14 protein-coding genes are annotated in these 15,700 nt (G+C 33.8%); 8 read left to right on the forward strand and 6 right to left on the reverse strand.

Features of this window, described 5'->3' with window-relative positions:
• Positions 1–219, forward strand: a 219-nt coding sequence (locus B0A67_RS25065) for a hypothetical protein (protein ID WP_207557369.1), incomplete at its 5' end; no start/stop codon positions are given.
• A gap of 376 nt (positions 220–595) precedes the next feature.
• Positions 596–1,027 (forward strand): nuclear transport factor 2 family protein, encoded by a 432-nt coding sequence (locus B0A67_RS21165; protein ID WP_072964494.1) that lies wholly within the window; start codon positions 596–598, stop codon positions 1,025–1,027.
• A gap of 4 nt (positions 1,028–1,031) precedes the next feature.
• Here the strand turns inward: B0A67_RS21165 and B0A67_RS21170 are convergent, their stop codons facing one another.
• Positions 1,032–1,676, reverse strand: coding sequence for an endonuclease III domain-containing protein (locus B0A67_RS21170; RefSeq protein ID WP_072964493.1), 645 nt, complete (start codon positions 1,674–1,676; stop codon positions 1,032–1,034).
• Between the two features lie 47 nt (positions 1,677–1,723).
• Complete coding sequence (locus B0A67_RS21175) at positions 1,724–2,590, reverse strand: alpha/beta hydrolase (RefSeq protein WP_072964503.1); 867 nt, start codon at positions 2,588–2,590, stop codon at positions 1,724–1,726.
• Positions 2,591–2,729: 139 nt separating this feature from the next.
• On the opposite strand from B0A67_RS21175, the gene B0A67_RS21180 reads away from it, so the two are divergent.
• From B0A67_RS21180 to B0A67_RS21205, 6 genes are all read left to right on the forward strand, one after another.
• A complete protein-coding gene (locus B0A67_RS21180) occupies positions 2,730–4,157 on the forward strand; it encodes a glycogen synthase (RefSeq protein ID WP_072964502.1) in 1,428 nt (475 codons plus the stop codon).
• Entirely contained in the window at positions 4,147–5,427 is a 1,281-nt protein-coding gene (locus B0A67_RS21185; RefSeq protein WP_072964501.1) for a glucose-1-phosphate adenylyltransferase, read from the forward strand. The genes B0A67_RS21180 and B0A67_RS21185 overlap by 11 nt, the downstream gene beginning before the upstream one ends.
• A 31-nt stretch (positions 5,428–5,458) precedes the next feature.
• Positions 5,459–7,363, forward strand: coding sequence for a 1,4-alpha-glucan branching protein GlgB (gene glgB, locus B0A67_RS21190; RefSeq protein WP_072964492.1), 1,905 nt, complete (start codon positions 5,459–5,461; stop codon positions 7,361–7,363).
• Positions 7,364–7,566: 203 nt separating this feature from the next.
• Positions 7,567–9,966, forward strand: a complete 2,400-nt coding sequence (locus B0A67_RS21195) for a glycoside hydrolase family 31 protein (RefSeq protein ID WP_072964491.1) — start codon at positions 7,567–7,569, stop codon at positions 9,964–9,966.
• 86 nt (positions 9,967–10,052) lie between these two features.
• Positions 10,053–10,865, forward strand: coding sequence for a M48 family metallopeptidase (locus tag B0A67_RS21200; protein WP_072964490.1), 813 nt, complete (start codon positions 10,053–10,055; stop codon positions 10,863–10,865).
• Positions 10,866–11,038: 173 nt separating this feature from the next.
• A complete protein-coding gene (locus B0A67_RS21205) occupies positions 11,039–12,358 on the forward strand; it encodes an MFS transporter (protein ID WP_072964489.1) in 1,320 nt (439 codons plus the stop codon).
• Between the two features lie 90 nt (positions 12,359–12,448).
• Here the strand turns inward: B0A67_RS21205 and B0A67_RS21210 are convergent, their stop codons facing one another.
• From B0A67_RS21210 to B0A67_RS21225, 4 genes are all read right to left on the reverse strand, one after another.
• Positions 12,449–13,183, reverse strand: a complete 735-nt coding sequence (locus B0A67_RS21210; protein ID WP_072964488.1) for a head GIN domain-containing protein — start codon at positions 13,181–13,183, stop codon at positions 12,449–12,451.
• Positions 13,184–13,226: 43 nt separating this feature from the next.
• Positions 13,227–14,288, reverse strand: a complete 1,062-nt coding sequence (locus B0A67_RS21215) for a DUF4097 family beta strand repeat-containing protein (RefSeq protein WP_072964500.1) — start codon at positions 14,286–14,288, stop codon at positions 13,227–13,229.
• Positions 14,272–14,808 (reverse strand): anti-sigma factor, encoded by a 537-nt coding sequence (locus tag B0A67_RS21220; RefSeq protein ID WP_072964487.1) that lies wholly within the window; start codon positions 14,806–14,808, stop codon positions 14,272–14,274. The genes B0A67_RS21215 and B0A67_RS21220 overlap by 17 nt, the downstream gene beginning before the upstream one ends.
• An 84-nt stretch (positions 14,809–14,892) precedes the next feature.
• The gene (locus tag B0A67_RS21225) at positions 14,893–15,447 is read right to left on the reverse strand and encodes an RNA polymerase sigma factor (protein ID WP_072964486.1); all 555 of its coding nucleotides are present in this window, start codon (positions 15,445–15,447) and stop codon (positions 14,893–14,895) included.
• Positions 15,448–15,700 lie beyond the last annotated feature (253 nt).

A 15,700-nucleotide genomic window follows, 5' to 3' on the forward strand; every position in this document is an offset into this window, starting at 1 on the left:
TTTTGTTTTACAAAATCCTGCAGTTATGTGGGAGCCCCGATGACTATCGGGGCCTGTCATCTTTCGTTTGAAAACCCTGTTTCTAACCAAACGGGGTTTTTTGTTTTAATTGGTTTACGGTTTTACCTTTATTTAACCGCAAGGCACACAAAGGAGTTTGAATTGTTTGTAAATGTTAAGTTTGCAAAGACTAGTAGTCATAACACTTTAGAATTTTAAAAATTATATTTCTAATTACCCGTAAACTGCGTTAGGGATGGCAGCGGTATCCTTTTGTGGAAAACTAAATTTTTTCGGTGTAAACCGATAAGCCTATCGCAAAAGATTTAGCGGACAGCCCAGCCCGCACGCAGGGAAACGCCCAAATAAATTTACATATAATTAGCTTGTACAAAAATACATTAGAACTTAAGGTCAGAAACGAAACCCTGAGAATGTGTTATTTGAAAAAAAGTAGCTACTTATACGGATAAAGCAATTCTCAGCGAAGTGCTGTTATACTAAAAAAAATGATTCAAAATAATTCGGGGCAACATCAAACATTCGTCTTTTTTCATTAGAATTTCTATCTTCGATTGAATTTTAATTTGTAAGTATGAAACTTTACATTGTAATTTTATTGTTTATAGGTTTTTCGGTTAGTGCACAAAAGCATGATGTGCAGAAAACTATTGAGATTTTCTTTGACGGGTTTCATCAAAAAGAAACGGCAAAAATGCAATCCGTTTGTTCTTCTAAAATTATTTTGCAGTCAATTAGTGAAAGTGAGACGAAAGGCAGTAAATTATCTGATGAAACAGCGGGGGAACTATTTAAATCTATTGCTTCAATTCCGTCAAATGTAAAATTTCAAGAAAAATTTTTAAGTTACAATATTCAAATAGATGGAACGATGGCTCATGTTTGGGCGCCTTATGAATTTTATTTGAATGATAAGCTAAGTCACACGGGTGTTAATACCTTTACTTTGTTTAAAGAAAAAGGGAATTGGAAAATTATCTATTTAATTGATACAAGACGTAAATAAATTTTTAAATTACTTCATTAAGATAGTAATGACAAACATCTGTCAACAAACACTCTTCGCATTTAGGTTTTGGCCTGCAAGTCTCTCTTCCCAGAAATGAAATTACCATTCCAATTTCTGACCAAATTGATTTTGGTAACGCTTGCATAAGATCCTTTTCGACTTTATTACCATCTTTATTTTCTTTTATTATTCCAATTCTTGGTGCTACACGAATTACATGTAAATCTGCAATAATACCTTCGGCAGGTTGATGGGTTTCTCTTAAAATAACATTTGCAGATTTTCTGCCAATACCTTTTAACGCTGTCAATCCTTGCATTGTCAAGGGGATATCTTCATCATTTTTGATGGTTTTAGCAATTTCAAGAAGCCATTGTGTTTTGGTTGGATAATTCCGAACCTTACTTATATAGGGAATAAAGGTCTGTGAATCGGCTTCGGATAAACTTTTGAGTGTTGGGAATTTTGCAAATAAAGCAGGTGCAATAGTGTTGATATTTGCATCAGAATCCTGGGCAGATAAAACGACCATGACCAATAACTGATAAGTATTTTTGTAATCTAACGGATGATTTTTTCCTTTATATTTTTTTAGAATGGGATTTAACTTAGTTTCCCAATCTGATGTTTCTCGAAATAAATTCATCTCGGTATCGTTTTAAATTCAATTACAAAAATATAACTATCACAAAATTAAGTAGTTTTGATGAAATCAAGGATCTTTTTTATAACATTTTGGTTACCAAGTATTTTTCTGTGTCCTAAACCTTCGGTCAAAAATAAAGTTCCATTTTGTAAGTGTTTATGAATATGAATTCCTGCTTCGGCAGGCACTTCAGGATCATCTTTATCATGGATTACCAAAACTGGAATTTGAATTTTTTGAGCCGCACGATAAGCGGAAAAATCATCCATTTTTACCTGGTACTTATCCTCAAATAGAAAACGAAGACGTTCGCTGAATTTTTGGTTCAATCCAAGTTTGAAAATAAATTCATCTAAAATATCCTGTACAATGTCTCCGCTGCCAATAACAATAGCTTTTTTTACTTTTAAACCATCTTTGACAGCATTTAGGACAGACATTCCACCTAGTGAATGTCCAATCGCAATTTCGAAAGGCCCATATTGTTTTTCTATTTCCAGAATAGAGGCAATAAATTCAGACATTATCGTTGTATTTCCTTCTGATTTTCCATGTGCGGGAGCATCAAAACTTACAGTCGAATAGCCATTTTGCAAAAGTGCATCTGCTATTTTGAATAACTGTGTTCCGCGGCCGGACCAACCATGGACTAATAAAATTTTCTGTTCACTTTTTCCATACTGGTACGTCAGGATACTTTTATTAATGACGGGTACCATGATTCTATTTTTGCCACTTTTGTTATCCATTTCATACTCTCGTTTAGGAATTTTATGTTTTATAGGAGTTGTAAAAAGCTTTGCGGCAAATGTTGTAGCGAACTTAGGGGATATAAAAGCGAGTATTTTACCAGAAAGTATAATTACCTGTGGAATTTTTAATGATTGAGTAGGATTAGTAACCTTTTTTGCCATATTAATAAATTTTTTCTGAAGCTGTAATTTCACTTATTTTTTCCTAAATTTAGGAAACATAAAAGTAAGATATTAATGAATGCTTACTGAAAAAAATAATTCACAGATTAGTTTTATTAATACGTTTATAAATTTCTACATGGAAATATTTCATATTAGTGCAGAATGCTATCCTATGGCTAAAGTTGGCGGTTTGGCTGATGTTGTTGGGGCATTACCAAAATATCAAAAGAATGCAGGTCATGAGGTTCGCGTTGTTGTTCCTTGCTATGACACAAAGTTCAGGAATGAAAATGATTTTGAACGCGTTCATCAGGGAAGTATATCTCTGGGTGACTTTGATTTTCCGTTCAGTATCTTAAAAGAGATAAACGATAAGTTAGGTTACGAATTGTATCTGATAGAAATAGAGGAATTGTTTAACCGTTCAAACGTGTATGGTTATGAGGATGATATAGAACGATTTTTATCGTTCCAAATAGCTGCTTTAGATTGGATTTCGAGTAGAAATACTATTCCTGATATTATTAATTGTCACGACCATCATACCGGATTGATTCCATTTATGGTTAAGTATGCGTATAAATATGAAAATTTAAGATCAGTCAGAACAGTAATCACGATTCATAATGGTTTGTATCAGGGATGGTTTGGTTTTGATAAATTACATTATTTACCTGAATTTGATTTAATACACGTTGGTTTTTTAGAATGGGATCATTCTATTAATTCTCTGGCAGTAGGCGTAAAATGTGCACATGCAGTTACGACTGTATCACCAAGTTATCTGAATGAAATTAATATCTCGGCAAATGGGTTAGAAGCCTTGTTCAGATCTGTAAGAGATAAATCAAAAGGAATTTTAAACGGAATTGATTTTGAAGTGTGGAATCCGTTTAAGGATCAAATGATTGCTGAAAATTATTCGGTTGAAACGTCAGAAAGTGGAAAGCAAAAAAATAAAGAAAAATTATGCGAGCAATTTGATTTAGACCCTGCAAAGCCATTATTTAGTTTTATAGGCCGTTTATTCGAAGAAAAAGGGGGAGATCTGTTGCCTCAGGCTTCTGCTTTGGCTTTATCTGAAAATTACGAAAATATTAATATCCTGATTTTGGGATCGGGAAATTCTGCTATAGAAGAACAATTAATTCAATTGCGAAATGATTATAATGGCAATTATAGTGTTTTTATTGGTTACAATGAAGAGCTGGCGCATTTGATATACGCTGGTTCCGATTATATTTTAATGCCGTCGAGAGTCGAGCCTTGTGGTTTAAATCAGATGTATGCTTTGCGTTATGGTACAATTCCAATCGTGAGGAGAACGGGAGGTTTACGCGATACTGTAATTGATTTTGGTGATAACGGAAATGGAATTTGTCATGACCAGGCCTCGGTAGGAGATATCTGTTATTCAATAAATCGTGCAGTAAAACTATATGACGATAAAATAAATTTCTATAAAATAAGAAAAATGGGAATGGGAATTGACCATTCCTGGGAGCGCGTTTGCCAAGAATATATCGAGATATACACCTTAATAATTGAGAAAAATGAAGTTTAAAAAGAAGAATGTAGTTGCCATTATTTTAGGAGGAGGACAAGGATCACGTTTGTACCCATTAACAGAAACCAGATCAAAACCGGCAGTTCCAATTGGCGGGAAATACCGATTGGTAGATATTCCGATTTCAAATTGTATCAATTCGGATATTTTTAAAATATTTGTTCTGACGCAATTCAATTCGGCATCTTTGAATGCGCATATTAAGAACACATTCAATTTTAGTATTTTCAGTCAGTCATTTGTAGATATTTTAGCTGCAGAACAAACTCCTGATAATCCAACATGGTTTCAGGGAACTGCAGATGCTGTTCGACAATGTATGTCGCATTTTTTAAAACACGATTTCGATCACGCATTGATTCTTTCCGGTGATCAGTTGTATCAAATGGATTTTAATGAAATGTTAGAAGCTCACATTGCTGCAAATGCTGAGATTTCTATTGCAACTTTGCCGGTAAACGCAAAAGATGCGCCGGAATTTGGAATTCTAAAGACAAATCACGAAAGTTGTGTTGAAGCTTTTATCGAGAAACCTGATGCATCTTTATTGCCGCAATGGGAGTCTGAAGTGAGCGAGCAAATGCAGGAAAAAGGTAAAAAATACCTTGCTTCTATGGGAATTTACATCTTTAATAAACCATTATTAGAAGAATTAATGGCGAATCCGGAGACAAAAGATTTCGGAAAAGAAATTATTCCGCATGCTGTTGGAAAACATAAAATCCTGAGTTATCAATATGAGGGATATTGGACAGATATTGGGAATATTGAATCATTTTTTGAAGCTAATATTGGTTTAACTGCGGATATTCCTGAGTTTAATTTATTTGATAATGAGAATAAAATTTTTACAAGACCGAGATTACTGCCTCCGTCTAAATTTAGAAATTCAATTATAAATCAATCTTTAATCTCTGAAGGCTGTATTGTTAATGCCAAAGAAATTAAGAGTTCTGTAATTGGTATTCGTTCCAGAATTGGAGTAGGTACTGTTCTTGAAAATTGTTATGTCATGGGGAACGATTTTTATCAGGATCTTGATGAGATGAATCATGAAAGTACGATTAATAAAATTCATGTGGGAATAGGTGAAAATTGTTTTATAAAGAATGCTCTGGTCGATAAAAATGTTCGTATTGGAAACAATGTTCATATTAATGGAGGAAAACATTTGGACAATTTTACAAATGAGCTGTATAGTATAAAAGACGGAATTGTTGTTATTAAAAAGGGAGTTGTTCTATCGGATAATTTTAGAATTGAATAAAATACATTAATTGTTGCCTTAAAAACCAAATATGAATAAAGTTATCACGCATTCTCTTTTTACTGATTTTGATATTGATTTATTCAAAGCAGGCAAACACTTCAAATTATACGAAAAGTTAGGAGCGCATTTAGTTGAAGTTAACGGAGTAAAGGGCGTTTATTTTGCAGTTTGGGCGCCAACAGCACAATCTGTTTTGGTTGTTGGTGATTTTAATTATTGGACAGAAGGTGAACATTTGTTGCAAGTGCGTTGGGATTCTTCCGGAATTTGGGAAGGATTTATCCCTGATATTACAAAAGGTTCTTTGTATAAATATAAAATTCAATCCAGTATAGACGGAGTTGTAACTGAAAAGGCTGATCCTTTTTCTTTATACTGCGAAAAACCACCTCATACAGCATCTGTTGTCTGGGATTTAGATTATAATTGGAAAGACGAAAACTGGATGCAATCGCGTAAGGAGAAGAATGGTCTTGATAGACCATACTCTGTTTATGAAGTACACTTAGGTTCATGGAAACGCGGTGATAATAATCGTTTCCTGACGTATCTTGAACTGGCGGATGATTTGGTAAATTATGTAAAAGAAACGGGTTTTACCCACGTTGAATTTATGCCTATAATGGAATATCCTTATGATCCGTCGTGGGGTTATCAGTTGACAGGCTATTTTGCTCCGACTTCACGTTTTGGAAAACCACAGGATTTTATGGTGCTGGTTGATAAATTGCATCAGGCCGGAATTGGAGTAATATTAGATTGGGTTCCATCGCATTTTCCTGATGATGCCCACGGTTTAGGTTTTTTTGACGGATCACATTTATACGAACATCCGGATCGCAGAAAGGGATATCATCCGGATTGGAAAAGCCTGGTTTTTAATTATGGCCGTAATGAAGTTCGTGCTTTTTTAATTAGTAATGCTGTTTTCTGGCTTCAGCATTATCATGCTGATGGTTTACGCGTTGATGCTGTAGCTTCGATGTTGTACCTTGATTATTCGAGAAAAGAGGGAGAATGGGAACCGAATATTTATGGAGGCAGAGAGAATCTGGATACTATTAGTTTTCTTAAAGAGTTTAATGAAGTAATCTACGCTAATTTTGATGGAGTCCAGACAATTGCTGAAGAAAGCACTTCGTTTCCTATGGTTTCGAGACCCACTTTTACAGGTGGTTTAGGCTTTGGAATGAAATGGATGATGGGCTGGATGCACGATACACTAAAGTACTTTCAGAAAGAAACGGTTTATAGAAAATACCATCAAAACGATTTGACGTTTTCGATGACGTATGCGTTTACTGAAAATTTCATGCTTCCATTTTCTCATGATGAAGTCGTCTATGGAAAAAAATCGATTGCCAATAAAATGCCCGGCGACGAATGGCAGAAATTTGCTAATTTAAGACTCCTATATGGTTACATGTTTACTCATCCCGGAACAAAATTATTGTTTATGGGATCTGAATTTGGACAGAGCGACGAATGGAATTTTGAAAAAAGTTTAGACTGGCATTTGTTGCAATATGACTATCATTCCGGTATAAAAAAACTGATTACAGATTTAAACCAATTGTATAAATCGCATCCTGCATTGTATGAAAAACAGTTTTCGGCAGAAGGTTTTGAATGGATCAATTATTCAGATCATCAAAATGCGGTTTTATCTTATATCCGAAAAGGGAATGATCCTGATGAAAATGTGATCGTGGTTTGTAATTTTACGCAAGTAATTCGGGAAAATTATAGAATCGGAATTCCGAAAAAAGGCAAATTAAAAGAGATTTTTAATAGTGATGCAGTACTTTATGGTGGAAGCGGGATAGGAAATGCTAAAACTTTAAAAATTGAAGCGATTGCTTATGACGGAAGAGATCATTCTGTCGCATTAACTTTGCCTCCTTTAAGTGTTACAGTTTATTCGTATTCATAAAAAAATCAGCAGTTATTTATTGCGGTAACAATTTGTCAGTTTTAAGTTTTAAAATTGTCGAATTGTTATTTTTTGAGCAATAATTTAAGAGTCGTTCAGAAAAAACGTTTTCGTGAATAAACCTTTTATTGATAGCGGTTTAGGAGGTTTTTTTGTATGTTTGAAAGAGAGACAGAGTTAGAATAATTAATTTATTTAGTGTTATGATTACAAATACATCATTAGAATATAAAGGAGATTTATATCCTTCAAAAATTGTTTCGTTTGAGCATGAAGGAGATTCAATTTTTTTTAATACAGACAACAAAGTAATCTTAAAAGTTACTATTCTCAGAGACAGTTTAATTCGGTTTCGTTTTACTACAAAAGGATATTTCAGCAACGATTTCTCATATGCAATTGATAAAACGCAGCTTCATGGTTATAATTTTTTAGAACTTACAGAAGAAGAAACTTATTTTCAGATCAGGACGAGCAAGGTAAAATGTAAAATTCAGAAAATTGATCTTCGTTTGTCTATTTATGATTTAAACGATGTTTTAATTCTCGAAGATGAACTTGGTTTTCACTGGGAAGAGAGTTATGAATATGGCGGAAATATTGTCAAAATGAGCAAGTCTTCCAAAGACGGGGAATGCTTTTACGGACTGGGAGATAAAGCCACTCAAATGAATCTAAAAGGCAAAAGACTCGAGAATTTTGCTACAGATCAGTATGCTTATCAAAAAGAGCAAGATCCGTTGTATAAGGTTGTTCCATTTTACATCGGTTTACAGAACAAACAATCTTACGGTATTTTCTTCGATAATACGTTCAGAACTTTTTTTGACTTTTGTCAGGAAAGAAGAAATGTTACGAGTTTTTGGGCTGAAGGCGGCGAAATGAACTATTATTTTGTTTATGGGCCTCAAATGCAGGATGTAGTCACGACGTATACCGATTTGACGGGAAAACCGGAATTACCTCCATTATGGGTTTTAGGATATCACCAGTGCAAATGGAGTTACTATCCGGAGAGTAAAGTAAAAGAAATTACTTCAAAATTCAGAGAGTTAAAAATTCCTTGTGATGCCATTTACTTGGATATCGATTATATGGAAGGATTTCGATGTTTTACCTGGAACAAGGAATATTTTCCTGACCCAAAACGAATGGTAGCAGAATTAGCCGAAGACGGCTTTAAAACGGTTGTCATTATCGATCCCGGAATAAAAATAGATAAGGATTACTGGGTGTATCAGGAGGCCTTAGAAAAGGATTATTTTTGCAAAAGAGCTGACGGTCCTTATATGAAAGGCAAAGTCTGGCCGGGAGAGTGTAATTTTCCTGATTATACAAATCCCGCAGTCAGAGAATGGTGGGCTGGATTATTTAAAGAATTAATTTCAGATATTGGTGTAAAAGGAGTTTGGAACGATATGAATGAACCTGCCGTTATGGAGGTGCCCAATAAAACTTTCCCAATGGATGTTCGTCATATTTATGACGGAAATCCTTGCAGTCATCGAAAAGCACATAATATTTACGGTACTCAAATGGCAAGGGCGACGTATCATGGAGTGAAGCGATTTGCTTATCCTAAACGTCCTTTTGTAATAACACGCTCGGCATATTCGGGAGCACAACGTTATACATCCTCCTGGACAGGAGATAATGTTGCTACTTGGGAGCATTTATGGATTGCGAATATTCAGGTGCAAAGAATGTGTATTTCCGGAATGGGATTTACAGGTTCTGATATTGGTGGTTTTGCTGAACAGCCAACCGGAGAATTATATGCACGCTGGATCCAGTTAGGTGTATTTCATCCTTTTTGCAGAACACATTCTTCCGGAGATCATGGCAATCAGGAACCTTGGGCTTTTGATGAAGAAGTGATTAATATTACCAGAAAGTTTGTCAGTCTTCGTTATCAGTTATTACCTTATTTGTATACCATGTTCTGGCAATATATCGAAGAAGGAATTCCCATGCTGAAACCATTAGTATATTATGATCAGGATGACACGCAAACGCATTATCGTAATGATGAATTTATCTTTGGAAATCAAATATTGGTATGTCCAATCCTTGAACCTAACGCTGTAGGTAGACGTATGTATATCCCAAGAGGTGAATGGTATAACTATTGGACGAATGAATTTTCTACTGGAGGAAAAGAAGTTTGGGTAGATACTAAATTTGATGAAATTCCACTTTTTGTAAAAGCGGGTGCCGTAATTCCAAAATATCCGGTTCAGCAATATGTTGGCGAACTTGAATTTGATGAATTAACGCTTGATTTATATTTTAAAAACGGTAAAGAAAAATCAGTAGTTTATGAGGATGCGCAAGACGGCTATGATTATAAAAAGGGACGTTACAGTTTTTTATCTTTTAGAACAATTGGCAAAGAAAAGGAATTAATCATTCAGCTTCATAAAGAAGGTAAATATGATACACCTTACAGCAAATACAAAATCAACTTAATAGGTTTGCCATTTAAAGTGACAGAGATCGAACTAGACAATGAAAAAGTAGTATTTGATTCCGCTGCTTTTGAAGAGAATCACTTCTTAATTGTTGATAAAGAGTTTAATGAACTTCATATTATTGGAGAGTAAGTAAATTTTGGTATTTTCTTATTTAATTATGTAAATCATAAATTAATAATAATTGTATTTTTGTGTGTTTCAAAAATATATCGATCATGAAAAAACAATTAATATTAGGGATTTTCACAGCTGTTTTGATAGCTGGTTGCGCTACTAATCCCGTTACAGGAAAGAAAAACCTTAATTTCGTTTCAAACAGCGAATTGTTTCCTTCCTCTTTTCAGCAGTATAATACTTTTATAACAGAAAATAAAGTTATAACAGGAACTGCGGATGCCAAAAGGGTAGAAACTGTCGGAATGAGAATTAAAGCTGCCGCAGAAAAATATTTGACATTTTTAGGTCAGTCGCAATACTTAAAAGATTACCGTTGGGAGTATAAATTGGTTGATAGTAAAGAAGTGAATGCCTGGTGTATGCCTGGCGGGAAAATTGTTGTGTATTCGGGAATTTTACCTATCACTCAGAACGATGCAGGTTTAGCGACTGTTATGGGACATGAAGTGTCTCACGCATTAGCGAATCACGGAGCACAAAGAATGAGCGCTGCACAGTTACAGCAAATCGGCAGTGCTGCATTAGACGCTGCAACCAGCAACAAATCTGAAGCAACAAGACAAATATTTGCTCAGGCTTACGGAGTTGGTTCTGAAGTAGGAGTGATGCTGCCGTTTAGCAGAAGTAATGAAACTGAAGCAGATAAAATAGGATTAACCCTAATGGCAATTGCAGGTTATAATCCGGATGATGCCATTGCATTCTGGACGAGAATGTCAGCTAAATCAGGCGCTGCAGGTACACCTGAATTCATGAGTACACACCCGTCTGACGCAACAAGGATTGCTAATATAAAATCGTTGATTCCGGAAGCAAAAGCTACAGCATTAAAAGTGGGGATTATAAAATAAAGAACATTATATCATTCGATACAAATTATTAAAGCTATTCTTTTTAGGGTAGCTTTTTTTATGTAAATATTATTTTAAAGTGTTGATAATTTATTAATCTACGATTTATCAGATTTTTATTTGATTATCACAAAAATTGGATAAATTCGTAAGCTGTTAACAAAACCATTTCTATGAAAAACTTACAAAAAGGAGATAAAAAATTATTAAATGCCTGGGCTTTTTATGACTGGGCAAATTCAGTTTATACACTAACAATTGCATCTGCAGTATTTCCTATTTTTTATGAAGCTTTATTTGCGGACCGTGATCATTATATTGATGTTTTTGGAATGCATCTAAAGAATTCAGCTTTAATTAGTTTTATCACGGCGATGGCATTTTTGGTTGTTTCTGTTATGTCTCCATTATTATCAGGAATTGCTGATTATGTTGGGAATAAAAAATCGTTCATGAAATTTTTCTGTTATTTAGGAGCTACATCCTGTATCGGATTATATTGGTTTGACCTGGATAATATTTATATTGGACTGGCTTTTTATTTTTTGGGACTAATTGGTTTTTGGGGAAGTTTGGTTTTTTACAATTCTTATTTACCGGATATCGCTTTTGAAGAGCAACAAGACAGTATTAGCGCTAAGGGATATTCGCTTGGTTATATTGGAAGCGTAGTTTTATTGCTGATCAATCTTGCAATGATCATGAAACCAAAGCTTTTTGGAATCACGGGAACAGACGGCGAGGCAGCAATGAAAGCCATGAGGTATTCGTTTGTAATGGTGGGTGCCTGGTGGATATTGTTCAGTCAGTATACGTATTATTATTTACCAAAGGGAAGAAAAGAACGCACTGAAAAACTAACAAAAACAGTTGTGTTTAATGGCTTCAAAGAATTAAAGAAAGTTTGGGCATTGCTACAGCAAAATATCCCATTAAAACGTTATTTAGGAGGTTTTTTTGTTTCAAGTATGGCAGTACAAACCGTATTGTTGGTGGCTACCTATTTTGGAGCCCAAGAGATTCAATGGGAGTCTAAAGACGAAGCTACAATTGGTTTGATTGTTAGTATTTTACTAATACAGCTAATTGCGGTTGCAGGTGCGGTAATAACGTCAAAAGCATCATCTAAATTTGGTAATATCCCAACCTTGATCTTTATTAATTTTATTTGGGTAGTATTCTGTGTGATTGTTTATTTTATTTACCTGCCAATCCATTTTTACATTGCAGCTACTATTGCAGGATTTGTAATGGGAGGAATTCAGGCTCTATCACGTTCTACCTATTCGAAATTATTACCTGAAACAGAAGATACAGCTTCATTTTTTAGTTTTTATGATGTAGCTGAAAAAATAGGAATTGTAATTGGAATGTGTGTTTACGGGATTATTGACCAACTAACAGGAAGTTCCCGTTCAGCAATTGTTATTCTTGGAATATTCTTTATTACAGCTATTTTTCTATTGAGAAGAATACCAAAAAAGGCACTTTAAATACTAAAGTGCCTTTTCAGGGATTTAAGTTGTCACTAAATAAGACAAACTTGTATAATTTGATTGATGATGATTATTGTTTTTTTAGGACTATACCTTTGAGATATTTCCTGAACCTGAAACCTTTACATCTCTTTTTTCAGGATTTCCTGTGTATTTGATATTTCCTGAACCTGAAACTCTTGCAGTTAAGCTTTCCTTGCAGTTAATTTTGCTGTTTCCGGATCCGGAAACTGTTACATTAACATTTTTTGATTGTAAATCTGCAGTATCAATATCACCGGAACCTGAAAGTTTAGTGGTAAAATTAACTGCATTTCCTTTTAAACGTACATTTCCTGAGCCACTTAGATTTAATTCTAAATTATTGGAATCTACTGCTAAATTAAAGTTACCAGAACCGGATAATCTGGCAAGAAATGCATCATTTTTAATAACGTCTTTTGACTGAATATTTCCTGAACCTGACAAAGTTACTTCAGCTATTTTTTCAAATGGTATCGTTACCTGTATCTTTTTACCGATACTAGATTTTATGTTTATGCCTTTTTCAGTGTAAATTTTCAATACATTCCCTTCAACTTCAACTTTTATGGCAGATAGTAAATTTTCTTCTCCCTTGATGATAATTTTTCCTTCTTTTCCTGCTACTAAATCTACATCAAAAGAACCGGAAACTTTTATCGCATCATAGTCTGCTGTTGTTCTCGTTTCGGTAACGACGGTCCCATTTCCTTTCTTTTTATCGTTGGATGACCATTGTGCATTTGCAATAAAAGTTACTAAAAATGCTCCGCACACTAATAATTGAATTGATTTTTTCATTTTTTTGATTGTTTTGATTATTATTTTTGACTGATTTTTGAAACTACTGTCTTTTGGTTAGTATGACATTACCATAATTAGAATTAACAATGACTTTACTTTGTCCTTTTTTCTTGTTGTAACCGCTTAATCTTTTCGCATTATTTTTAATTTCACTAACAGAAACCTCCAGGGAACTATCACTTTTTATACTTCCATATCTGGTGTTAATATCAAAATCAAAAGCAAAGTTGGTGTTGTATCCCAAGGATATGTTGGTATATCCTGTATTAATGTTAACATTCTTTGGTTTTTCATTAAGCGATTCCACATTTATTTTAGAATAAGTAGCGTCGATATTCAGGTTGCTGGAAATTTCTGCAATTGATATAGTTACGTAATTACTGCTCCCAACAAGTGAATTTATTTTTTGAAATTTGAAAGTACCATAATTTCCTTTGCATTTAATATTCTGGCCTTCCAGCAATGATACGTCAGTATAATTTGCGTCAATATTTAAATTTCCGGATTCATTAATTTTTATTCCTGAATAGCGCGCTTCAATGTTTCCGCTTTTAATGTACTCGATAGTAGAGTTCTGACTGTATCCAATTTCGACTCTATTGCTGTCACCATTAAGTTTACCCAATATAATCTTGCCATATTTACAAGAAATATCAGTGGTAGATTCTAAAGTAAGAGTGGTAATATTCCCGTATTTATTGTTGAGTTTTACGGTGCCGTTTTTTGGGATTTTTATTACGTAATTAATTTCAAAACTATTGCTGCTTCCTCTGCTTTTTACGGATGAGCTGCCAAGATTTGTAACGGCAGCAACTAAAGACTTAAGAGCGGTAATGTTAACATCAATGCTGTTTAATCTTTCGTTGACCCAGTTTTCATTCCCGCCGGAAACCTTTATGGTGATGTCAAGATCGATTTTATCCTCATCCCAGGTACTTACAGTTATGTTTCCGTATTTGTTATCGATATCAATTCCTGCATTTGAATTGACGATATAAGTTTTTTTAATGTTTTTTTGTTTAGAAATAAAGCTGTCATCATTTGAAAATCCTAATAAAGGAATCAAAAGAAATAAGACTAGTATGTTATAGTGTTTTTTCATGAGTAGTATTTTTAAATTTTTCATTTTCTTCAATGCGCTGCAATACCGTTTGCAAAAAGGAGATTCGGGTTTGCAGGTTGCTGATCATAGCGTAAATAATTTGCTTGTTTTCGCCATTTTTCTGAACTTCTTTTATGATTTTTGCATAATCAGCATCAAAAACTTTCATTTGTTTTAAAGCGTCATTTATAATTTGTTCATTTTCCGGCGAACTTTTTTCTTTTAATTTAACTAGCTCATTGTCAATTAAAATACTGAATATCGAATCGGTTCGTTGAGTTTCTTTTGATGCAAACTTAAATTCTGTGGGTTTCTCTGTGTTGTTATAGAACAGAGATATCCCAAGCAATACCACAATTGATGCAGCGATTGCCCAAACAGCGTGATTCTTTTTCTTTGGTTGTCTTTTGTTTAATTTATTTAAGAAGTCAACCTGATGGTCAGCATTCATTCTTTTTACATCCCATTGATTCTCAAATTTTTCAAATAATTGATCTAAATCGTCATTTTCCTTTTTCATATATCTAAAATTTATTTTTAAGCGGCGAAGGTGTTGTTGCTTTTTTATTGGTTTGTGCGCACAAACTTTTTATTTTCGGCAATATCATATCTCCTCTATTTTTTTTCGTAAACTTTCTTTTGCCCTACTTAATGTTGTCCGGCAATTAGCATAACTTATATTTAAAATTTCGCAAATTTCTTCCTGATCATAACCTTCAATATAAAAGAGCGTTAATACCATTCGGTAATTATCTTTCAAACTTAAAATTGAATCTAAAACTTGTTTCACTTTAAGCGAATTCAAATCTATGTTTTCAGAAAAGAAACCTTCGTTTTCTTCTATTTTATATAATGTTTTGCTCAAATCTTCGACCTGAAAAGCATTATTCTTCTTATAAAAGTCAATACTATAATTGACAATTATTTTCTTTAACCATGCTCCAAAAGCGACTTCTTGTTTATAGTCATTTATTTTTGTAAAAGCCTTAAGGAAACCTTCTTGCATGACGTCTTGTGCAAAATGTTCATCTTTTACAATACGGTAGGCCACATTGTACATGGCTTTACAGTAACGATTGTAAACTTCGAATTGTGCTTTCTGATTGTTTTCTTTACAAAGCGCGATTAATTCTTCGATATTTTGGTTAGTTATATTCAAGTAATGATTGCTAGTTTTATATAAGGACAGTGCTTTTTTTGATTTGTTACACTTTTAAAAAAAATAATTGTATTTTTTTTAAGACTATAATTATCTTAGGTAATGATTCTCTCAGTTTGATTTCAAAACTTTCTTTTTTGCTTTTGGCATAATGATTGTCTATTTTTACCGCCTATCTTATAAACGAAAGACTTGGTGTAGTTTTACCTAAATGTACTATAACTAAGATTAGGTTTTAAGTTACGATTAAAAA

Source organism: Flavobacterium aquidurense (assembly GCF_002217195.1).
Taxonomy (GTDB): Bacteria; Bacteroidota; Bacteroidia; order Flavobacteriales; family Flavobacteriaceae; genus Flavobacterium; species Flavobacterium frigidimaris.

Bases quoted from the DNA above. Each gene is read 5' to 3' on its own strand.
- B0A67_RS21205 (WP_072964489.1), top strand. From the start codon at position 11,039: ATGAAAAACTTACAAAAAGGAGATAAAAAATTATTAAATGCCTGGGCT.
- B0A67_RS21185 (WP_072964501.1), top strand. From the start codon at position 4,147: ATGAAGTTTAAAAAGAAGAATGTAGTTGCCATTATTTTAGGAGGAGGA.
- B0A67_RS21200 (WP_072964490.1), top strand. From the start codon at position 10,053: ATGAAAAAACAATTAATATTAGGGATTTTCACAGCTGTTTTGATAGCT.
- glgB (WP_072964492.1), top strand. From the start codon at position 5,459: ATGAATAAAGTTATCACGCATTCTCTTTTTACTGATTTTGATATTGAT.
- B0A67_RS21175 (WP_072964503.1), bottom strand. From the start codon at position 2,590: ATGGCAAAAAAGGTTACTAATCCTACTCAATCATTAAAAATTCCACAG.
- B0A67_RS21220 (WP_072964487.1), bottom strand. From the start codon at position 14,808: ATGAAAAAGGAAAATGACGATTTAGATCAATTATTTGAAAAATTTGAG.
- B0A67_RS21210 (WP_072964488.1), bottom strand. From the start codon at position 13,183: ATGAAAAAATCAATTCAATTATTAGTGTGCGGAGCATTTTTAGTAACT.
- B0A67_RS21170 (WP_072964493.1), bottom strand. From the start codon at position 1,676: ATGAATTTATTTCGAGAAACATCAGATTGGGAAACTAAGTTAAATCCC.
- B0A67_RS21180 (WP_072964502.1), top strand. From the start codon at position 2,730: ATGGAAATATTTCATATTAGTGCAGAATGCTATCCTATGGCTAAAGTT.
- B0A67_RS21165 (WP_072964494.1), top strand. From the start codon at position 596: ATGAAACTTTACATTGTAATTTTATTGTTTATAGGTTTTTCGGTTAGT.
- B0A67_RS21215 (WP_072964500.1), bottom strand. From the start codon at position 14,288: ATGAAAAAACACTATAACATACTAGTCTTATTTCTTTTGATTCCTTTA.
- B0A67_RS21195 (WP_072964491.1), top strand. From the start codon at position 7,567: ATGATTACAAATACATCATTAGAATATAAAGGAGATTTATATCCTTCA.